The following is a 19,518-nucleotide window of genomic DNA, read 5'->3' on the forward strand; positions in this document are numbered from 1 at the left end:
GTCGAAAGGTCTCCTCGCTTTGAGCCTGCGCTACGCCATTCTGGCGATTCTCACCGCGGCACCGTTGACCGGCTATGAGACGGCGAAGCGATTCGAAGGCTCGGTGGGTCACGTCTGGCACGCGCCCGATTCACAGATCTACCCCGAGCTGCGCCGCATGGAGGCAGAAGCGCTCATTGAAGGTCGCGAGGAACGCTGGGGCTCGAACCGGCTCAAGACTCGGTACTACATCACCGCAGAGGGGGAGGCCGACTTCCGGACCTGGATGGCCACCCCGTTGAAGTACGCCCCCTGGCGAGATGTGGCGCATATGCAGGCGGCCTATTTCGAGTGGGCCGATCCGGAGAGTGTGCGCATGCACCTGGAGCAGCATGCGCAGCACTACCAGGAGCAGATCGACCAGTGGACGAGTCAGGTTCGGGACATCGAATCCCATGAGCACCCGATGATCGCGGCGCGGCTGCAGCGGTATCCAGCAGAGCAGCACGAGCGGATCGTGGCGTTCAAATCATTTGCCTATGACGGATTGATTCGGCTCGCCCAGGCCGAGGTGGACTGGGCGAACCGCGGGCTGACTCTGCTGGAGGAACTCGAGGCAGATCAGACGCCCTAGGCGAACTGTCTCCGCAGGTCTGGCTTGCGGATCTTGCCGGACGCGGTGCGCGGCATGGAATCCACGAAGACCACGGACTTGGGGATCTTGTAGCGGGCCAGCTTGCCGTCCAGATGACCGAGCACCTGCTTCTCGCTGAGTTCGTGCCCTTCTCGCACGACGACGATGGCCCGCGGCACCTCACCCCAGCGCGCGTCCTCAACCCCGATGACGGCGACGGCGGCCACCTCCTCCAGTGCGGCGATCTGTTGTTCCACCTGGGCGGGGTAGATGTTCTCTCCACCGGAGATGATCATGTCTTTGAGCCGGTCGGAGATGAAGAGGAACCCTTCCTCATCGAAGTAGCCCATGTCACCGGTCTTGAGCCAGGTCGCGTGCTCCTCATGGACGAAGGAGCTGGCCGTGGCGTCGGGCCTGTTCCAATATTCGGCGATGACATTCCGGCCGTGTACCTGGATCTCCCCGACCTCGCCGGGCGGGCAGGGCCGATCACCCGGATCCACGACGCGGACATCCGTGTGGAAGTGGGCGAGGCCACCGGAGCCTTGTTTGGATCTTGAATACGCCGGCGGCAGAGTGGTGGCCCCAGGCGAGGTTTCGGTCATGCCGTAGCCCATGGTGAACGCCAGACCGCGGCTCTCGTAGGCGTCGAGGACCCGCAGCGGCACTGCGGAGCCACCACAAGTGAGGTTCCGCAGCGAGGAGATGTCGGTGGACTCCCAGTTCGGATGTTCGCAGAGCAGCTGAAACGTCGTGGGCACTCCGGAGATGTTTGTGACCCGGTGCTCTTCGATGAGCTCGAGGACGCGTCCTGGTTCGAACTTCTGCTCGAGGACGATGCTTCCGCCCTTGAGGATCACCGGCAAGGCCCCTTGACCCAGCGCGGCGACGTGGAACAGCGGCGCGATCATCAACGCGACGTCCTTGCTGGAGATGTCGAAATCGGTGAGCACATTGATGGCATTCCAGGTCAGGTTCCCATGCGTGAGCATCGCTCCTTTGGGGTTTCCAGTGGTGCCCGACGTGTAGAGAATGACGGCGAGGTCATCATGGTCGACCTCAACATCGCGACGCTCTGATGCGCCCGAATCCAGCACGGCTTCGAACTCCTCAGTGGGCACCGGGAACACCGTCCCCTCGCGCTGCTGCGGGGTGCCGTCCTCGACGGTGAGGACACGCTCCACTGCCGTCTCCCGGGCCCCTGCGGCGGCCAAGGGTTCCAGAGTTGCGGAGGCCACCAGGAGGCGCGCACCGGAATCCTTGAGCGCGAACTGAATCTCAGGAGGAGCGAGACGCGTGTTGAGCGGCACGAAGACTGCACCCAGGGATCCCGTGGCGAAGAGCGTCTCCAGAAACGCGGCGGAGTTCTCGCCCAGATACGCCACTCGGTCACCGACTCCGACTCCGCGATCGGCGAAGGCGTTGGCGAGCCGGTCCACGCGGTCTGCCAGTTCGTCATAGGTCAGCGTTCCACCCACGCTGACCAGGGCTGTCGCCCCGCGGGAGCGCACCCGGCGCCGATGGATCCAATCTCCCAGTCCGTGATTCTTCATCGGGCGCCCTCCCAGACCAGGTCGTCGGTGTTCGGGACCTCGCCGATGAGCCCGTGCCGCTCGGAGATCTCCGCGACCTCGTTGAGGGAATCAAGATTGACGTCCTCCGGGAAGGCGGGGATGGTGATCTCCTCCAGCATGGATTCGTCGATGGAGGTGTACTCCAACAGAACCTCGCGCACGGCCTCAGGGTTCTCTTCGGCGTAGGCCTGGGACTCTCGGACCGCGGTGTGGAAGCTCTCGATCAGCTCGGGATCGTCATCGACCAGTTGCTGGGAGGCGAAGTAGGTGCCGACGCCCAGTTCCTCCACCACGTCGGCGTAGGGAGCGAAGATGCGGTCGTAGCCCTGGTCGTCCGCCATGCTGGCGAAGGGGTCGACGGCGAAGATCGCGTCGACATTGTCAGCTTCGAGCTGGGCGAGCATGTCCGGGAAACCGACTTCTACGAAGTCGACGTTGGCGGGGTCCCCTCCGGCGTCCTCCACGCCTTGGGAGATCATCGAGTCGGAGATGTTGTTGAGCGTGTTCACCGCCACGCGCTGGCCCTCAAGGTCTTGTGCGGATTCGATGCCGGATTCTGGCTTGACCAGGACTGCGCCGAAGTCGTTCTCGGAATCACCGGTGGTCTGCGGTCCCGCGGCGACGGTCTGCAGCGGCAGTCCGTTGTCGGCCGCGATGAGCAGGGAGGTCACGTTGGAGAATCCAAAGTCCAAGTCCCCGGAGGAGACAGCAGGGATGATGGCGGCGCCGCCCTGCGCCAGGGTCAGCGTCAGGTCCAGGCCATGCTCTTCGAAGATGCCTTCCTGCTGACCCAGGTAGATCGGCGCAACGTCAACAATGGGAATCAGCCCGACCTCGACCTCTGTCAGCTCTCCATTGGAGGAGTCTGCCCCCTCGTCTGCTGGTTCGCCGTCGGCATCTCCTGAAGGCGAACCGCTTCCGCAAGCGGTCAGGGCGAGCACGGCGGACAGGGCGAACGCCCCGCTGGTGAAGTTTTTCATGTCAGTTCTCCGGTCTCTGGAGGTGCGAGGCAGATGGTGTGTTGGGCGTCCAAGGGTCGTGCGACAGCTTCTGACACCGCTGGCGGGCAACCTGGGATGTGTCTCCTGGTTGCCCGCCATCGGTGGTGGATCAGTTATTCACCTTCGAAGTACAGGGTGGATGTGTCGGGCTCTGCTTCGATGAAGTCGAACTTCACCATCAGCGCGCCTGCCTGCTCGATCTCATCGGTCGGGATCTCGGCGTTGAGCTCCTCCATGCGGAGGTTCTCGGCAGCCTCTTCCGGCAGGTCGATGAACTCTGGCAGCAGCGCCCGGGTGCCCTCTTCGTCCTCTTCGGCCATCTGCAGCGACTCGGTCATGGCGTCGGAGAAGGCCTGGGCGACCTCGGGGTTCTCCTCCACGTACTCCCCGGAGCTGAAGCTCACCATGGTGGGCATTCCGGGGATGGCGTCCTGGAAGGAGTAGCCGACCAGCTGATTCGCGTCATCGGCGAGTGCACTGCTCAAGAAGGGCTCCGGGACCCAGATGGCGTCGGTGTTGCCCTGCTCGAGCTGGGCCGGCATGTCGGGGAAGGGCATCTCGGAGAACTCCACCGCGGAGGGATCTCCGCCGGCCTGCTCCACCGATTCCATGATGGTCAGGTCGCCCTGGGTCTTCAGCGCGTTCACCGAGACGGTGTTGCCCTCAAGGTCCTCCCAGTCCTCGATCCCGCTTTCCACGGTGGAGACGACCCCCGCGATGTCATCACCCTCGGGAAGCGAGTTGGAGTACCCGGTGACGATCCGCATATCCAGGCCGCGGTCATTGGCGTTGAGCACGGAGTTGGGGTTGCCGATGCCGAACTGCAGCTGCTGGGCGTTCACCGCGGGCAGCATGGCGGCACCGGCGTTCGAGGTGGAGAGCTCGACGTCGAGCCCATGTTCCTCGAAGATGCCGTTCTCGATGCCGTAGTAGATCCCCACGGAGGGAGCGATCGGCAGCACGCCCACGGTGATCGGGGTCAGCTCGCCACCTTCGCTGCTGGTCTCGCCCTCTGCCTCGGCGTCATCGCCGCCGGACGCGGAGCCGGACCCGCAGGCGCTCAGCGCGAGGATGCTGATCGCGGCGATGCCGGTGATGGATGCGACATTCTTCTTCATGATTGCTCCTTGAGGTGTGGGGTCGCGGAAGGGCGGCCCACGGTGGGGTAGAGAGTCTCTGCGGTGGTGGCGGATGCTGGGGTGTGCATGGTCATCAGGGGTCGGCTCACGGGTAGAAGCGGGCCAGGAAGGTCGCCACGACAGCGGGTCGTTCCTGGCCTTCGACCTCGAAGGTCGCGTCGACGACCAGGTGGAGGCCGCCCCCCTTGACCTCTTCGACCTCGCGGATGGTGCCGTGCATGCGAACTCGCGAACCGGCCTGCACCGGTGAGGTGAAGCGCACCTTGTCCAGGCCGTAGTTGAGCTTCGTGCTGACATCGGTGACGTCGAAGAGTTCGCCCCAGAAGGGGATGATCAGGGAAAGCGTGAGGAAGCCATGGGCGATCGGTGCACCGAAGGGTCCATCCTTGGCGCGCTCGGGATCCACATGGATCCACTGGTGATCGTCGGTGGCGTCCGCGAAGGTGTTGATCATGTCCTGGGTGATCTCGCGCCAGGCGGTCTGTCCCAGGTCGGTGCCGGCCATCGAGCGTGCGTCTTCGAAAGAGACGACGGTCCGGGCTGCATTGGTGTCAGTCATTCTGCTCCTCGACTCAAGGTGAGTGTGTTCTAGGTCACATTTTATTTCGGATAGGCGTGTGCCCAGGCGAATTATTGGATGCGATTCGGTGTCGTTCTCATGTGCTGCACTGTGCGCCCTCGTATCCGCGGTGGCGCGTCGAATTCCTAGGTGAAAGCCCCCACTCCGGTCACCGCCCGTCCGACGATGAGCGCGTTGATCTCGTGAGTGCCCTCATAGGAGTAGATGGCCTCCGCGTCGGCGTGGAATCGCGCCACATCGGTGTCCAGGGTGATCCCGTTGCCCCCGCAGACCTCTCGGGCCAGCGCCACGGTCTCGCGCAGACGCAACGAGGTGTACATCTTTGCCAGCGCGGAGTTCTCGTCCCGGTAGGTCCCGGCTGCCTGCTGCTCGCTCAGCTGGACGACCATGCCCAGGGAGGCGGTGAGGTTGCCCAGCATGAGCGCGAGCTTCTCCTGGATCAGCTGGAAGCCAGCGATGGGCCGGCCGAACTGCTCGCGTCGCGCCACATAGTCCAGTGCCGCCTCGTAGGCACCTGCCATCGCACCGGTGGCCATCCATGCCACATCCGAACGCATGCGCCGCAGACAGCCGGCGACGTCGGCGAAGCTGTTGATCCGTTGCAGCCGGGCACTCTCCGGGACCCGCACCTCGTGGTAGCTGATGTCGGCGTTCTGCATGATGCGCAGCGAGGCTTTGCGTGGAATCGTGGTCATGCTCAGGCCCGGCGCGGAGGTCGGCACCAGGAAGCACTTCACCTGGGAATCGGCGGTGTCCCGCGCAAAGGTTGCCACGACGTCGGCGGCACCGGCACCTCCGATCCAGCGCTTGGCGCCGTTGATGATCCACTCTCCCGTCTCAGGATCCTGGGTGGCCTCGGTGGCGAGGCCGCCGGCCACATCGGAGCCGTGGTCGGGCTCGGTGAGCGCGAAGACGCCGGTCAGCTCGTGAGTGACGATCTTCGCGTCGAGCTCACGAGCCTGCTCGGGGGAGCCGCCCAGAGTGCAGATCGTGCGGAAGAGGCTTGCGGCGGCGTTGTAGTAGGTGGCGACGTTGATGTCACAGCGGGTGAGCTCGAAGTTGCGGAACCCGAGGAAGATGTCTCGGATGGGTTCGCCCGCCGCTCGCAGCGCCGGCGGATCCATGAGCTGCTGCCCCCGCAGCGGAGCGATGATCTCTTCCGGGAAGCGCGCCTCGTCCCATGCCGCGTTCAGGTGCGGGTGGACCTCCTCGGCGAGCACGCGGCGCAGCTCGGTGATCACCGTGCGTTCGGCGAGGCTCAGTCGTTCGGCGAAGCCGTAGAGGTCGGACGGGATGACGGTGCCGCGCACTGGTTCACGCATGGTCGGCTCCGGTCGGCGCGTCGAGCCCCAGCAGCGTCACGGCGTTGTGCTTGAGGATCTGCGGGCGCACCTCGTCCTTGATCGGCAGGTCGGCGAAGGCGGTGAGCCACTTCTCCGGGGTGATCAGCGGGTAGTCGGTGCCGAAGAGCAGCTTGGCCGAGAGGATGTTGTTCGCGCTGCGCACCAGGGCCTGTGGAAAGTACTTCGGCGACCAGCCGGAGAGGTCGATGTAGACATTGGACTTATGGGTCGCGATGGAGATCGCCTCGTCCTGCCAGGGCACCGAGGGGTGCGCCATGATGATCGGCAGCTGCGGGAAGTCCGCGGCGACGTCGTCGAGCAGCAGCGGGTTGGAGTACTTCAGCTTCAGCCCGCCTCCACCCGGGGTGCCTGCCCCCATTCCGTTCTGCCCGGTGTGGAAGATCAGCGGAAGCCCGATCTCTTCCAGCGCCTCCCACAGCGGGTAGTGCTGCGGGTCCGAGGGGTCGAAGCCCTGCACGGTGGGGTGGAACTTGAACCCGCGCACGCCGAGCTCTTCGGCCTGACGCTGCGCCTCGGTGATCGCCTCAGCGCCCAGCCAGGGGTCCACCGATCCGAAGGGCAGCAGCACATCATTGTTGCGCAGGCAGCCTGCGACCAGATCATCGATGGAGTTGGGTGCGTGCTGCAGCTGCGTGCGCGCATCCACGGTGAAGACCACGGCCGCCATGCGGTGGCCTCGGTAGACCTCTGCGATGCGGTCGATCGAGGGCGTGCGCTCGGCGGTCTTGAAGTACTTCGCGGAGGCCTCGAAGAACACCTCGGGCAGCGCCCGATGCCCGCTGGAGTCCATCTCCAGGTGGACATGGGTGTCCACCGCTTCGATGGTGCTCAGATCAATGGCTGATCGGTATCGCATCGCAGGGCTCCTCTCCTGATCTCGACTGGCCTGGTGGCTGGGCTGGTTCGGGCTGGCCCGACTGGGCCCGACTGGCTGGGCTTTGTGGACTAGCTGGTGGGCTGCAGCTCGGCGGGAAGCTCCGGCATGGATTCGCCCACCGACTGCAGGTTCGCCTGGAGGATCTCCCGCCCCTGGGTCTGCAGCGTGGTGTAGTCCCAGCCGCCGTCATGGAATTCCTGGACCACCGGTTCCGGGTGGCTCCAGATCTGCAGCCGGTCTCCGCCGGCGCCGATGACCTGTCCGGTGATGCCCTCCACCGCATCGGAGGAGAGGAAGGCGACGACGCCGGCCGCGTCCTGCGCGGTGCCGAAGCCCAGACCCTTGCGGAAGAAGTCGGGCATGGGCTCACCCTGCTCGTCGGCCTCCACGGCCTTCTGGAAGTAGGGCACGGTCTTGGTCATCGCGGTGGCCGCCACCGGGATCACGGCATTGACGCTCACGCCGGCACGCCTCATCTCCAAGGCCCAGGTGCGCACCATTCCGACGATGCCGGCCTTGGCCGCCGCGTAGTTGGTCTGTCCGAAGTTCCCGCGCTGACCCGTGGGGGAGCCGATGCAGACGATCCGCCCGGCCACACCCTCGGTCTTGAAGTGCTTATACGCGGCCCGGACACAGGTGAAGGTGCCCTTGAGGTGGACATTGATCACGGCGTCGAAGTCATCGTCGGACATCTTCAGCAGCGACCTGTCACGCAGGATCCCGGCGTTGGTGACCAGGATGTCCAACCTGCCGAAGCTGCTCACCGCGGCTTCGACCAGCTGCTCGGCGGTCTCGGTGGAGCCCACCGGAGCCACCACGGCCACGGCACGCCCGCCGGCGGATTCGATGGCGGCCACGGCGGCATCGGCATGGGCCTGGTCCACGTCATTGACGACGACGGCGGCCCCCTGCGCGGCGAGCTCCTGGGCATATGCCAGGCCGAGCCCCGCTCCGGAACCGGTCACGATGGCTACCTTGTCCTGCAACGACATAGTCTCTCCTTCTGTGGGACTCACGGCCTATGCTTACTGTGATACATCTCACTTGCTAATATTGAGAAAGTCAATGATTTATCTTCTCAATCCGTTCCAGCCCCGATTCGGGACCCGCTGCTAGGAGAATCCATGCCCCCCTCGACCCCCGCGGCGCCCGCCCCGTCAGCCGAGAAGTCCGCGACACCCGAGACGAGCGAGGAGCGGTTCCAGCAGTCCCCGCTGGCGCGGGAGGTCGCGTTCCTCACCGCTCGCGCCCGAGGCCGCGGAAACGCCCTGGCGAACCAGCTGCTGGCCGATCTGGATCTGAAGGTGCGGCACTTCTCCGTGCTCGCCATGGCATGTTCCGGGACCAAGCCCTCCCAGCGCGAGCTCGGTGAATTCCTGGACCTTGATCCCAGCCAGGTGGTGGCACTGGTCGACGTGCTGGAAGGCCGCGGTGCGATCCGCCGGGAACCGGACCCGCGGGACCGGCGCTCCAAGATCCTGGTCGCCACCGAGGCCGGCCGCGAGCTCTACGCCCAGGCCGCCGAGCGGACCAGGCAGGCCGAGGAGCAGACCCTGCGGGCGCTGAGCCCGGCCGAGCGGGATCAGCTGCGCGAGCTGCTCGCCAAGATCGTCTTCTGAGCCTGAGCCTGAGCCTGAGCCTGAGCCTGAGCCTGAGCCTGGTCGGCTGCGGAGGTCACGTCAGCGCCGCGGCGTCCTCTGGCCGGAACCCCTTCTTGGCGAGCTGGATCTGCTCGTAGACATGGTGGCGCAGCTCGGCGAAGCGCTGAGAGGATCGGGTCTCGAGCTGATCCCGTTCGGCCGGCAGGTCCACCAGCACGTCTTCCTGGATGATCGTCGGTGAGGAGGACAGGATGATCACCCGCTCGCCCAGGTACACCGACTCGTCGATGTCGTGGGTGACGAAGAGCACCGAGACGCCCAGCTTCTTCCAGACGCCCCGGACCAGGTCCTCCAGGTCAGCACGGGTCTGGGCATCCACCGCGGCGAAGGGCTCATCCATCAGCAGCACCTCCGGCTGATACGCCACGGCCCGGGCGATGGCCACGCGCTGCTGCATGCCGCCGGAGAGCTGCCAGGGATAGGACTTCGGTACATGGGAGAGCCCCACGGCCTCCAGCGCCTCGGCGACCATGTCCTTGCGCGTGGACTTGTCCATGCCCTGGTTCTTCAGTGGAAGCTCCACATTCTCGGCCACGCGCAGCCAGGGGAAGAGTGAGCGGCCGTATTCCTGGAAGACCACAGCCATGGACTTCGGCGGCCCGGTGACCTTCTCTCCATGGAGGGTGACCTCTCCGGCGCTGGGCGCCATCAGGCCCGAGATGCACTTGAGCAGCGTGGTCTTGCCTGACCCGGAGGGTCCCACCAGGCAGGCGAGCTGGCCTTTGGGGAGGTCGAAGGTGAGGTTCCTGACCGCCTCGATGTCGCCGCCGTCGGTGTGGTAGACCTTCTTCAGGTTTTTCACCGAAAGCATCGGCTGCTCGTCGGGCATGGTCTTGCCCACGGGGATTCGGCCATCGGGGGTGTCCTGGGTCGTGGACTGGCTGATCACGGGATTGTTGGGCTGTGCGTGTGCGGAGGTCATCTCCGGGTCCCTTCTCTTGGCAGATCTTGGCAATGGTGCCGGGTGGGTGTGCCCGGCCGGAAGTGCTTGCGCTGCACGGTGCTCAGGCAGCCTGTTCGATCTCGCGCAGACCGTGGTACCAGCCCAGGATCCAGCGTTCGGCAAGTTGGAAGATGAACGAGAGGATGACCCCGATCAGCCCCAGCAGGACGATGCCGGACCACATCTCAGGGATCGCGAAGGAGCGCTGGAACTGCACGATGGCGAAGCCGAGGCCCTCGGTGGACGCGAACATCTCCGAGATCACCATGAGGATCAGGGCGATGGAGAGTGACTGCCGGATGCCGGCCATGATCTGCGGCATGGCCGAGGGCAGGATCAGGTAACGGATGCTGTTGATCTTGTTCATCCCGTAGGTGCGACTGGTGTCGGCCAGCACCTCGTCCATGGAGCGCACACCCTCGATGGTGTTCAGCAGGATCGGCCAGACGGCGCCGAGCACGATCACCGAGACCTTCATCTCGTCGCCGATGCCGATCAGCAGCATGATCACCGGAATGAGCACCGGTGGTGGGATGGCCCGGAAGAACTCCAGGGTGGGTTCCAGCAGTGCACGCAGCCACCGGAAGGAGCCGATCAGCAGTCCGGCGCCGATGCCGATCAGGATCGAGAGCACGATGCCGATCATCAGCCTTCCCAGGGACGGGAAGACGTCGCTGACGAAGCGCTCGCTGGTCCAGGTCTCGAAGAAGGTCTCCACCAGCGCTTGAGGAGTCGGGACGAAGAAGCTCGTCTCACCCAGCGTAGAGATGAACCAGATGAAGAGCAGGATCAGTGGAAGGGCGATGATGTTCAGGAACGTACGGATATATGTCATGCCGCCACCTCCGTGCGGACCGAGGAGTGCCAGGACAGGATCTTGCGCTCGATGATCCGCATGGCCAGGTTGATCAGAACCCCGAGCAGGCCGGTCGCCAGCACCAGGGCGTACATGGAGACGTAATTGCCTCCGGACTGGGCGCTGGCGATCTCTGCTCCCAGTCCGGGTGTGCCGATGATCAGCTGCGCGGTGATCGCCAGGATCAGCGCCACCGCCGCCGCGAGGCGAATGCCGGTCATCACATAGGGCAGCGCCGTGGGGAAGGTGACGTATCGCATCCGGGCGAAGGGGCCGAGACCGTAGGAGCGGGCGGTGTTCATCGCCACGGCGTCCACATCGGCGACCCCGTAGAGCACCTGGATCAGCACCTGCCAGAAGCAGGCGTAGACGATCAGCATCAGTGAGGATTCGATCCCCACGCCGAAGAGCAGCACCGCCAACGGGATCAGCGCCACCGAGGGAACGGGCCGCAGGAACTCGATCGTGGAGTTCGTGAACCGACGCAGGAAGGTGGAAGAACCGATGATGAAACCCAGGACGGTGGCGAGCACCACGGCGATGATCATGCCCAGCGCCCAGGCCTGCATGGTGTCGCCGACGGCGACCCAGAAGTCTGTCAGTCCGAAGTTGGAGATCAGTCCGCCGATGGCCTCGTGGGCCGGGGGCAGGTAGCGTGCGTTGACCAGCCCGGTCAGCGGCAGCAGTTCCCAGGTCAGCAGCATGCCGACGACGCCGGCCGCGCCGAGGGCCTTGGTGCCGAGGCCGCGCCGCCGTCGTCGTCGAGCTCGGCCTGGACCTGAGGTGGTGGCTCGCCCGGTCGCGCCGCTCTGCGCGACCGAGGACAGCGGGGCCGCGGGGTCTGGCCGGGTGGGGATGTCCAGTGCGGCCGAGGTGGAGACGTCGGTGTGCCGCCGGATATCACCGCCTCGACGGTCCGTGGCGGCGGAGGACTCCCACCGGTGCAGTCGGTGGATCTCCGCATCACGGTCTAGTGGTGCCTTGCCGCGGGACCTTCGTCCCGGGCGTGCGCGCTCATCGGTCATCTATGACTCCCTTGTGCAAGGTCGTTCCTCGCATCACAAGGAGTGCTCACTCAGTGTGATGCAGAACACATCACAGTCAGCATAGGCCCCTGCCGCCTACAGTTCAATATTTCAATGATTGAGATATTCAAAGGTCTCCGCGTTGAGCGGCGGATTCTCCGAGCAGTTCAGGCCGTTCGGCCCCTGTACTGACCGGTATTTCCGCCGCTCAACGCAGAGGGAGCGGAGAGGAAGCCTCAGCGGAGGAAGAGCTTCTTCATCCGGTAGGTGGTCACGGCGAGGCCGATGACCGTCATCACCAGGTAGTAGCCGATGTGGACCAGGGTAATCGCACCGAAGTCCCAGAAGGCGATGTCGCGCATGAGCTCCACGCCGTGCCAGAGCGGCAGCGCCTGGATCACGACCTGCACGCCGGCGGGGTACACGCTGATGGGGAACAGCGTGGCGGAGAACAGGAACATCGGGATGAGCACCATCATCATCCAGTCCATCTGCTGGAAGCGGCTCAGGAACGAGGTCACCGCCATGCCCACCGAGGCGAAGCCCAGGGCGATGAACAGCGCCGCGAACCAGAGCACCAGTGCCGCGAGCGGATCGACCAGTCCGCCGATCATCAGCACGCCGAGGAAGCCCAGCGCGTAGATCCCGCCGCGGAACAGCGCCAGACAGATCTCGCCGACCGCCACATCCACAGGTCCCAGCGAGGTGGACATCATCGTGCGGTAGAGCTTGGTGATCTTGAGCTTGAAGAACACGTTCCAGGTGGAGTCGAAGATCGCGCCGTTCATCGCGGAGACCGCCAGCAGCGCCGGAGCGATGAAGGCGGCGTAGCTGATGGTCCCGCCGCCGCTGAGCCCGACCTGCTCGGCATCCACGCTGGCGATCATCGGCGAGATCCCCAGCCCGAAGGAGGTCAGGAACAGCACCGGCTCCAGGAGTCCCGAGAGGAAGATGACTCCGCGGTTGTTGCGGATCGCGGTCAGCCCGCGGCCGAAGACGGCGCGAATGTTGCCCGAGTAGTAGTTCGCGGCGAAACCGCGGCGAAAGGCGATGCGCGGGAGAGTCGCTGCCGCGTCCGACGCCGACCGCTCGCCCTGGTCTGCTGATGCTGCGGACTCACCGGCCGCGCGTTCGACGTCGGCGCCATCCCTGGCCGCCATGCGTGTCTGCCGACGCGCATCGGCCTTGGCTCCCGGCGTGCGGCCGCGCCATTCCTCGAGCCCCAGTCGCCGGGAGAAGACCCGGACGGTGATCAGCCAGCCGCCGGCGGTGACGCCGAGCAGGTAGAGGACGTGGACCAGGATCATCCAGGCCGGGGTCGGCTGGGAGAAGGCCAGCACACGCCCCAGCTCATTGGCATGCCAGATGGGGGAGAACCAGCCGATGACCTGCAGGAATCCCGGCAGGTTGGTCAGCGGATAGAAGGTGCCGGAGAAGAGGAAGAGCGGCATGATGACGAATCGCTGGATCAGCGACATCTGGCCCTTCTCGTCTCGCAGCGTGGAGACATAGGCCATGATCGGCAGCCCGATCGCGAGCCCGCCCAGCAGGGCGCTGCCGATCTGCAGCACCGCCCAGGGGGAGGAGACGGCCCCGAACAGAGCGAGCACCACGGTGAAGATCGCGGCGTGCACGGCGAAGCGCACGCTCACCGCGAGGATATGCCCGGAGGCTATCTGGCCCGGGCTCAGGGGCGAGGCCTGCGCTCCGTAGTAGAGCCGCCGCCACTTGAAGCCCTCCATGACGGGGAAGGTGAACTCGATGCCCGCCGACATCGCCACCGTGGACGCCAGGATCGCGGGGCCGATGTACATCAGGTAGCTGCTCGCGCCGTACTGCGCGAAGTCCCCACCGTCCCCGACGAGCACGCCCAGACCCAGGCCCATGGCCAGGATGTACATGATCGGCTGGCTCACCGAGGAGAAGAGGATGACCGCACCGTAGGCGCGCATGCTGCGCAGGGTGCGTTCTGCCTGGTGCAGCGCGCCGAATCGGCGGACTCCGCCCGCGAGCGCCTGCTTATCAGCCGCCGGGCTCGTGGAGGACTCGATCCCTGGGCTGGCGTGGAGCTGATCAGTCAACGAGGCTCCGCCCGGTCAGGCGCAGGAAGACATCCTCCAGCGAGGAGCGGCGGACCAGCGAGGTGATCGGTCGCAGACCGGCCGCGTGGATCCGCTCCAACGCCGATTCGGCGGAGGCGGCGTAGACCAGCAGTCGGTCCGGGAGGACCTCGACGTGGCTGAAGCCGATGCTGCCGGGAGCCTCTCCGCCACCCAGCAGCGTGCTGAGCTGCTCGGCCTGCTCCTGATTGCGGTCCAGCCCGAAGCGCAGCTCGAGCACCTCGCGGGTGGAATGCTCGCGGATGAGCGCCGCAGGCGACCCCTCCGCCATGATCCGGCCCTGGTCGACCACGATCAGGCGCTCGCAGAGCTGCTCCGCCTCATCCATGTGGTGAGTCGTCAGCACCAGTGTGGTGCCCGCTTCGCGCAGCCGGAAGAGCCGATCCCAGAGAATATGACGCGCCTGCGGATCCAGGCCCGTGGTGGGTTCATCCAGAAGCAGGATCTCAGGTTCGTTGACCAGCGCACGGGCGATCGTCAGCCGCCGCTTCATTCCTCCGGAGAGGTCCTCCACCCGGGAGGTGGCCTTGTGGCTCAGCTGGGCGAACTCCAGCAGCTCCTCGGTCTTGGTGTTCAGCCAGCGTCGCGGCAGACCGAAGTAGCGGCCGTACATGATGATGTTCTCGCGGACGCTGAGCTCTTCGTCGAGGTTGTCCTGCTGCGGGATCACCCCGAGCCGGGCGCGGACCTCGGGCCCGTTCTGCTCCGGATCCAGGCCGGCCACCTCCATGGAGCCCCCGCTGCGGGCCGCCACCGCCGCGATCATGCGCATCGTGGTGGACTTGCCCGCCCCGTTGGGCCCCAGCAGACCGAAGGACTCCCCGCGGTTCACGGTGAAATCGATCCCGTCTACGGCGGTGAAATCTCCATAGCGCTTGGTCAGACCTGTGGCGCGGATCGCATGTTCGACGGGCATGAGATGCAGTGTACTCGGCGCCAAAGGTTCATCCTTTGGGGCGATGTTCGAGCCCTTGTCATCCGAGAGAATGAAGAACAAGTTCACGTTCGTCCCCGATGAAAGGTCATCAATGTCCATTCCAGTTCTCGAGACCGAGAACCTGGTCAAGGTCTACGGCAAGGGCGCGACTCGTTTCGACGCGCTCAAGGGCCTGACCTTCGAGATCCATGAGGGCGAATCCGTCGCCATCGTGGGCAAATCAGGTTCCGGCAAGTCCACCCTCATGCACCTGCTGGCGCTGCTCGATGAGCCGACCGCCGGCGTCGTCGCACTTGAGGGTGAGCCGGTGAACAAGCTGAAGCCCAAGAAGATCTCCCAGCTGCGCAACGACACCTTCGGCTTCGTGTTCCAGCAGTTCTTCCTGAACCCGAACCAGAGCGTCCTGGAGAACATCACGCTGCCGCTGAAGATCGCCGGCATGGGCAAGTCCGAGCGCAACCGCCGTGGCATGGAGGTCCTCGAGCAGCTGGACATGGCCGATAAGGCCAAGAACAAGGCGACCAACCTCTCCGGCGGGCAGAAGCAGCGCGCCTGCATCGCACGCGCCCTGGTCAACAAGCCCACGGTGCTCTTCGCAGATGAGCCCACGGGCAACCTGGACACAGCGACCTCGGAGATCGTCGAGGACATCCTCTTCGGTCTGCACCGCGACTATGGCATCACTCTGGTGGTCGTCACCCATGATGAGGACCTGGCAGCCAAGTGCCAGCGCCGACTGATGATGCAGGACGGCGAGATCGTCACCGAAGAGCACGGTGTGAAAGAGGTGCACGCATGAGGTCAGTTGACGTCGCCCGCACCGCGCTGGGCAACACCTTCCGCTCCAAGCTGCGCACGGCGCTGACCGTGGTGGCCATCGTGATCGGTGCCTTCACCCTCACGCTGACCTCCGGCCTGGGTGCCGGGGTGAACAAGTACGTGGACAACGTGGTCGCCGGCTTCGGTGACTCCTCGCAGCTCTTCGTGCTCAACGCCGGCGCCAGTGACGCCGAGCCCACCGAGGGTCCTGCCGAATACGATCCGGAGGCCGCAGCGAGCTCCGGGGGGATGTTCGGTCCGGGCACCGGCGGCGGTGTCCTGACCGACTCAGACATCGAGACGATCGAGGAGATCGACAATGTCTCCGGCGTGGATCCCGTGGTCATGGTCTCCCCGGACTACCTGGAGACCGCCGACGGCGACCAGTACGACCTCACCCTGGACTCGCCGGCCAACGCCGTGGGTCTCGAGCTGGAAGCAGGAGAGGCCCCCGGCGACGACGGGATGGACCTCAGCATCCCGGCCGAGTGGCTGACCATCTTCGACACCGAGGACGCCGAGTCGGTCATCGGTGAGACGGTTCAGATCGGCATCAGCGATGTGACCGGCGAGCAGACCTCAGTGGAGGCCGAGATCGTCGGTGTCACCGAGGAGGCGCTCTCCGGGATCGGCGCGACTCCGATGCCTTCGCGAGAGCTGAACCAGGAGCTCAGCGACCTCTCTATGGAGGGCTACGAGGGTCAGGCCGAACAGGCCTACAGCATGGCCGTGGTCGATGTGGATGACCTCGCCGCCAACGAGGACAGCGTCAAGAGTGAGCTGACCGATGAGGGCCTCCTGGGCATGACCGTGGAGGATCAGATCGGCGCGGTCCAGGGCGTCATCGACGCTGTGTCCTGGGTGCTCTCCGGCTTCGGGCTGATCGCGCTGCTCGCAGCCAGCTTCGGCATCGTGAACACGCTCCTGATGTCGGTGCAGGAACGTACCCGAGAGATCGGGCTGATGAAGGCGCTGGGCATGTCCAGCGGCAAGGTCTTCGGACTGTTCTCCATGGAGGCCGTGGTCATCGGCATCCTGGGCTCGGTGATCGGAGTGGTGCTGGGACTCGGCGCCGGGCTGATCGGCAATGCGTGGCTCACCGGAGAAGGGGGGCCGCTCAGCGAGGTGGCAGGACTGACGCTCTTCGCGGTGGACCCGCTCTCGCTGCTGGGCATCACCGCGCTGATCATCGGCATCGCATTCCTCGCCGGCACCCTTCCCGCCGCGCGCGCTGCCAAGAAGGACCCGATCGAGGCGCTTCGCTACGAATAGGACCGGGCCGCCCGGCCTAATGTGGATCGTGAACACCCATGACGATGAAGGAGCAGATATGAGCAACCCTCCCTACGGAGAACAGCCAGGTGGATACCCGAGCGGTCAGCCTGGTGGACAGGGCTACCCCGGTGGTCAGCCGGGCGGATACCCGGACGGTCAGCCGAGCTCGAAGTATGGCACCGACCCCTACGCGCCGGGAACCTACGGCGGTCCGATGGCGGAGCCCAAGAAGTTCAGCCTGCTGAAGACCTTCACGCTGGTCTCGTTGGCGGCCTATGTGCTCAGCTCGCTGCCGAGCTTCTTCGTGAGTGGCGATCAGGTGCAACAGGACATGATTGCGACCTACGAACAGAGCGGCATGTCCTCGCAGGAGGCGGCCGACATGAGTGAGATGGGCATGGCCCTGAACACCGGCTTCACGTGGGTCACGCTCATCATCGCGGTTGGCCTGTACCTGCTCGTGTACTTCGGGCTGAAGAAGAACAAGAACTGGGCCCGAGTGACCGGAATCGTCTTTGGACTCGTCGGGGCGGTCTTCAGCCTGCTCGGCATCGCGTTCGGCTCGCTGCTCGGGATGGGCGTGGATGCACTGGGAATCGTGCTGACCCTTCTCTACGTCGCGGTCACCGTCTACTGGCTGATGCTGGCTTTCAGCACCGATGTCAAGACCTACCTGAAGCAGTTCACCAGGTAGTCGAAGACCCTGGCCGGTCCGGCCAGCTGATGCTGCGCCGCTGGGGCGGTTGGCACAGACGGGGGCGCTCCTTGGGGGCGCCCCCGTTTTTGCTGCGCGGGTGCGATCGCGCTGCGTGAAGATGAGAGCCTCGAGCGGAGCAGTGCTGCTCGGCGGGGATAGGGTGAGTCAGTGCATCAGACAACTTCCACCGGCAGCTCGCGACGGATGATGACAGCGATGTTCCTGCCGCTCTTCGCCTCGCTGCTGAGCATCAGCATCGTCAACGTCGCGCTTCCCGCCATCGAGGAGAGCCTCGAGGCCAGTTCCGCTGATCTGCAGTGGGTGCTCTCGGGCTACGCGCTGGCCTTCGGCATGGCGCTCGTCCCCGCAGGGCGTGCGGGTGACATCTGGGGCCGCCGGCGTCTCTTCCTGATCGGAGTCGTGGTCTTCGGCCTGGCCTCCCTGGGTGCGGCGCTCGCGATGAGCCCGCTGGTGCTCAACACCGCCCGCGTCTTCATGGGATTCGCCGCCGGCATTCTGACGCCGCAGGTCATCGGCATGATCCAGCAGCTCTTCAGCGGCCCCGCGCGGGGCCGCGCCTACGGCATGATGGGCACCGTGATCGGGGTTGCGGTGGCCGCCGGCCCGGCGCTCGGTGGGCTCATCATCGACACCACGGCCGCCGATGTGGGTTGGCGCATGACCTTCCTGATCAACGTCCCCGTCACCGTGGCGGCGCTCATCGGCATTCTGCTCTGGCTGCCGAAGCCCCAGGACGACGACGCCGCTGCCGAACCCGCCACGACCGACGCCGGGCCCGACGCCGCCTCCACCGGCAGCACCGGCACGGAGCCGCACGGTCTGCAGCGGCTGGACCCGCTCGGCGTCGTGCTGCTCAGCCTTGCCGTGCTGCTGCTGATGCTTCCCTTCATCCAGTTCCGCAGCCTGCTGGGCGGACTCTTCGCGGTGGCGGGACTCCTGATGCTGGGGATCTGGGCACTGTGGGAGCGACGGCTGGGCCGCCGCCATGAGTCGGCGCCGATGGTGAACCTCAAGCTCTTCGCGCTGCCCAGCTACACGCTGAACTCCATGGTGCTCGGCCTCTATTTCGCGGGCATGCCAGCCATCTGGGCGGTGGTCGCGGTCTACGTCCAGCAGGGTCAGGGGCGCGGAGCGCTGATTGCAGGGCTGGTGACACTGCCCAGCGCGGTCATGGTGATGCTGCTGTCCTCCCGCGTGGGTAAGGCCGTGGAGAGCAAGGGCCCCAGGATCCTGGTGGCCGGCACGATCACCGCCGTGGCCGCGATGCTGCTGCTCTCCGGGACCGCGGCGCTCATGGCGACTCCGTACGGGTCCATCTGGCTGATGGCTGCGGCACTCGGCGTCGTCGGAATCTCGCAGGCGCTGATCATTCCGAGCGCGCAGACACTGTCCATGCATGATGTTCCGGAGGAGATGGCCGGAGCCGCCGGGGGAGTGGCGCAGACCGTGCAGCGGGTCTTTACCGCGATCGGCATCGCCGTGGTGACCGGAATCTACTTCTCGGTCACCGCCGAACAGGGGCACCAGAGCGGGATCGTGATCGCCACTCTGGTCATCGCGGGGCTGATGCTCAGCTCGGTGGCGGCCGCGATCTTCGCGGCGAAACGGGCAGCGCTCAGCGCAGCCGGGTGACCGGTCGCAGGTCCTTGCCCGTCACGTAGGCCGGCGCGTCAGCGAAGATCGCGGCGCGCTCGGGTGACTCCTCCCAGGCCTGCTCGGCCGCCAGGAACTCCTCACGGTTGCCGAAGCGGCTGACGAACCAGGTCAGCTCGTCCTTGCCGTCCGAGAGCCACATCGACTCCACGGTGAATCCGCGCTCCTCGCGGGCGGGGATGACCTGCTTCGTGAGGAAGGAGATGAACTCATCGGCCAGCGCCGGATCCAGTGCGTAGCGACGCATCCAGGTGGTGCGCTCGGGCTCATCTGCTGGGCGGGAGGTCTGAGGCTGTTCGGACATCGGGTGGTCTCCTTGAGGGTCGTCGTGGCGGCTCTGGCGCTGCGGTCCAGACCATCATT

General features: G+C 65.5%; 19 protein-coding genes. 6 read left to right on the forward strand and 13 right to left on the reverse strand.

Annotated features, from left to right (window positions below):
- Positions 1–19 precede the first annotated feature (19 nt).
- Positions 20–613 (forward strand): PadR family transcriptional regulator, encoded by a 594-nt coding sequence (locus H4W26_RS12005; protein ID WP_192592448.1) that lies wholly within the window; start codon positions 20–22, stop codon positions 611–613.
- Here H4W26_RS12005 and H4W26_RS12010 read toward each other — a convergent pair.
- From H4W26_RS12010 to H4W26_RS12040, 7 genes are all read right to left on the reverse strand, one after another.
- A complete protein-coding gene (locus H4W26_RS12010; protein ID WP_192592449.1) occupies positions 610–2,166 on the reverse strand; it encodes an acyl-CoA synthetase in 1,557 nt (518 codons plus the stop codon). The genes H4W26_RS12005 and H4W26_RS12010 overlap by 4 nt on opposite strands.
- Positions 2,163–3,167 carry an ABC transporter substrate-binding protein gene (locus tag H4W26_RS12015; RefSeq protein WP_192592450.1) on the reverse strand — a complete coding sequence of 335 codons (1,005 nt, stop codon included), beginning with the start codon at positions 3,165–3,167 and terminating at the stop codon, positions 2,163–2,165. Before H4W26_RS12015 ends, H4W26_RS12010 begins: the two co-directional genes overlap by 4 nt.
- Before the next feature lie 134 nt (positions 3,168–3,301).
- Positions 3,302–4,306: an ABC transporter substrate-binding protein gene (locus tag H4W26_RS12020; protein ID WP_192592451.1), complete on the reverse strand. Its 1,005-nt coding sequence runs from the start codon at positions 4,304–4,306 to the stop codon at positions 3,302–3,304.
- Positions 4,307–4,412: 106 nt separating this feature from the next.
- Entirely contained in the window at positions 4,413–4,886 is a 474-nt protein-coding gene (locus H4W26_RS12025; protein WP_192592452.1) for a MaoC family dehydratase, read from the reverse strand.
- Positions 4,887–5,032: 146 nt separating this feature from the next.
- On the reverse strand, positions 5,033–6,229 hold the full coding sequence (locus H4W26_RS12030; RefSeq protein WP_192592453.1) for an acyl-CoA dehydrogenase family protein: 1,197 nt from the start codon (positions 6,227–6,229) through the stop codon (positions 5,033–5,035).
- Positions 6,222–7,127 (reverse strand): amidohydrolase family protein, encoded by a 906-nt coding sequence (locus H4W26_RS12035; RefSeq protein ID WP_192592454.1) that lies wholly within the window; start codon positions 7,125–7,127, stop codon positions 6,222–6,224. The genes H4W26_RS12030 and H4W26_RS12035 overlap by 8 nt, the downstream gene beginning before the upstream one ends.
- 89 nt (positions 7,128–7,216) lie before the next feature.
- Positions 7,217–8,140 (reverse strand): SDR family NAD(P)-dependent oxidoreductase, encoded by a 924-nt coding sequence (locus tag H4W26_RS12040; protein WP_192592455.1) that lies wholly within the window; start codon positions 8,138–8,140, stop codon positions 7,217–7,219.
- A 132-nt stretch (positions 8,141–8,272) separates the two neighbouring features.
- Here H4W26_RS12040 and H4W26_RS12045 point away from each other — a divergent pair, with 132 nt between their 5' ends.
- On the forward strand, positions 8,273–8,767 hold the full coding sequence (locus H4W26_RS12045) for a MarR family winged helix-turn-helix transcriptional regulator (protein ID WP_192592456.1): 495 nt from the start codon (positions 8,273–8,275) through the stop codon (positions 8,765–8,767).
- 55 nt (positions 8,768–8,822) lie between these two features.
- Here H4W26_RS12045 and H4W26_RS12050 read toward each other — a convergent pair whose 3' ends face one another.
- From H4W26_RS12050 to H4W26_RS12070, 5 genes are all read right to left on the reverse strand, one after another.
- Positions 8,823–9,620, reverse strand: coding sequence for an ABC transporter ATP-binding protein (locus tag H4W26_RS12050; protein ID WP_192592749.1), 798 nt, complete (start codon positions 9,618–9,620; stop codon positions 8,823–8,825).
- Positions 9,621–9,813: 193 nt separating this feature from the next.
- Entirely contained in the window at positions 9,814–10,587 is a 774-nt protein-coding gene (locus H4W26_RS12055) for an ABC transporter permease (protein WP_192592457.1), read from the reverse strand.
- A complete protein-coding gene (locus H4W26_RS12060) occupies positions 10,584–11,312 on the reverse strand; it encodes an ABC transporter permease (RefSeq protein WP_192592750.1) in 729 nt (242 codons plus the stop codon). The genes H4W26_RS12055 and H4W26_RS12060 overlap by 4 nt, the downstream gene beginning before the upstream one ends.
- 557 nt (positions 11,313–11,869) lie before the next feature.
- Complete coding sequence (locus tag H4W26_RS12065) at positions 11,870–13,714, reverse strand: ABC transporter permease (protein ID WP_192592458.1); 1,845 nt, start codon at positions 13,712–13,714, stop codon at positions 11,870–11,872.
- Entirely contained in the window at positions 13,707–14,669 is a 963-nt protein-coding gene (locus tag H4W26_RS12070; protein ID WP_192592459.1) for an ABC transporter ATP-binding protein, read from the reverse strand. The genes H4W26_RS12065 and H4W26_RS12070 overlap by 8 nt, the downstream gene beginning before the upstream one ends.
- A 112-nt stretch (positions 14,670–14,781) precedes the next feature.
- Here H4W26_RS12070 and H4W26_RS12075 point away from each other — a divergent pair, with 112 nt between their 5' ends.
- From H4W26_RS12075 to H4W26_RS12090, 4 genes are all read left to right on the forward strand, one after another.
- Complete coding sequence (locus H4W26_RS12075; RefSeq protein WP_192592460.1) at positions 14,782–15,489, forward strand: ABC transporter ATP-binding protein; 708 nt, start codon at positions 14,782–14,784, stop codon at positions 15,487–15,489.
- Positions 15,486–16,781 (forward strand): ABC transporter permease, encoded by a 1,296-nt coding sequence (locus H4W26_RS12080; RefSeq protein ID WP_192592461.1) that lies wholly within the window; start codon positions 15,486–15,488, stop codon positions 16,779–16,781. Before H4W26_RS12075 ends, H4W26_RS12080 begins: the two co-directional genes overlap by 4 nt.
- A gap of 58 nt (positions 16,782–16,839) precedes the next feature.
- Positions 16,840–17,478 carry a hypothetical protein gene (locus tag H4W26_RS12085; protein ID WP_192592462.1) on the forward strand — a complete coding sequence of 213 codons (639 nt, stop codon included), beginning with the start codon at positions 16,840–16,842 and terminating at the stop codon, positions 17,476–17,478.
- Positions 17,479–17,649: 171 nt separating this feature from the next.
- Positions 17,650–19,134: an MFS transporter gene (locus H4W26_RS12090; protein WP_192592463.1), complete on the forward strand. Its 1,485-nt coding sequence runs from the start codon at positions 17,650–17,652 to the stop codon at positions 19,132–19,134.
- Here the strand turns inward: H4W26_RS12090 and H4W26_RS12095 are convergent.
- Positions 19,118–19,459, reverse strand: coding sequence for a hypothetical protein (locus H4W26_RS12095; RefSeq protein WP_192592464.1), 342 nt, complete (start codon positions 19,457–19,459; stop codon positions 19,118–19,120). The two genes, H4W26_RS12090 and H4W26_RS12095, sit on opposite strands and share 17 nt — an antisense overlap.
- Positions 19,460–19,518: the final 59 nt, after the last annotated feature.

Source organism: Nesterenkonia halotolerans, from assembly GCF_014874065.1.
GTDB lineage: Bacteria > Actinomycetota > Actinomycetes > Actinomycetales > Micrococcaceae > Nesterenkonia > Nesterenkonia halotolerans.

Coding starts and splice junctions, on each gene's coding strand:
- H4W26_RS12085 (WP_192592462.1), top strand. CDS start 16,840: ATGAGCAACCCTCCCTACGGAGAACAGCCAGGTGGATACCCGAGCGGT.
- H4W26_RS12080 (WP_192592461.1), top strand. CDS start 15,486: ATGAGGTCAGTTGACGTCGCCCGCACCGCGCTGGGCAACACCTTCCGC.
- H4W26_RS12040 (WP_192592455.1), bottom strand. CDS start 8,140: ATGTCGTTGCAGGACAAGGTAGCCATCGTGACCGGTTCCGGAGCGGGG.
- H4W26_RS12035 (WP_192592454.1), bottom strand. CDS start 7,127: ATGCGATACCGATCAGCCATTGATCTGAGCACCATCGAAGCGGTGGAC.
- H4W26_RS12030 (WP_192592453.1), bottom strand. CDS start 6,229: ATGCGTGAACCAGTGCGCGGCACCGTCATCCCGTCCGACCTCTACGGC.
- H4W26_RS12045 (WP_192592456.1), top strand. CDS start 8,273: ATGCCCCCCTCGACCCCCGCGGCGCCCGCCCCGTCAGCCGAGAAGTCC.
- H4W26_RS12025 (WP_192592452.1), bottom strand. CDS start 4,886: ATGACTGACACCAATGCAGCCCGGACCGTCGTCTCTTTCGAAGACGCA.
- H4W26_RS12015 (WP_192592450.1), bottom strand. CDS start 3,167: ATGAAAAACTTCACCAGCGGGGCGTTCGCCCTGTCCGCCGTGCTCGCC.
- H4W26_RS12010 (WP_192592449.1), bottom strand. CDS start 2,166: ATGAAGAATCACGGACTGGGAGATTGGATCCATCGGCGCCGGGTGCGC.
- H4W26_RS12095 (WP_192592464.1), bottom strand. CDS start 19,459: ATGTCCGAACAGCCTCAGACCTCCCGCCCAGCAGATGAGCCCGAGCGC.
- H4W26_RS12050 (WP_192592749.1), bottom strand. CDS start 9,620: ATGCTTTCGGTGAAAAACCTGAAGAAGGTCTACCACACCGACGGCGGC.
- H4W26_RS12055 (WP_192592457.1), bottom strand. CDS start 10,587: ATGACATATATCCGTACGTTCCTGAACATCATCGCCCTTCCACTGATC.
- H4W26_RS12075 (WP_192592460.1), top strand. CDS start 14,782: ATGTCCATTCCAGTTCTCGAGACCGAGAACCTGGTCAAGGTCTACGGC.
- H4W26_RS12020 (WP_192592451.1), bottom strand. CDS start 4,306: ATGAAGAAGAATGTCGCATCCATCACCGGCATCGCCGCGATCAGCATC.
- H4W26_RS12070 (WP_192592459.1), bottom strand. CDS start 14,669: ATGCCCGTCGAACATGCGATCCGCGCCACAGGTCTGACCAAGCGCTAT.
- H4W26_RS12060 (WP_192592750.1), bottom strand. CDS start 11,312: ATGCTGCTGACCTGGGAACTGCTGCCGCTGACCGGGCTGGTCAACGCA.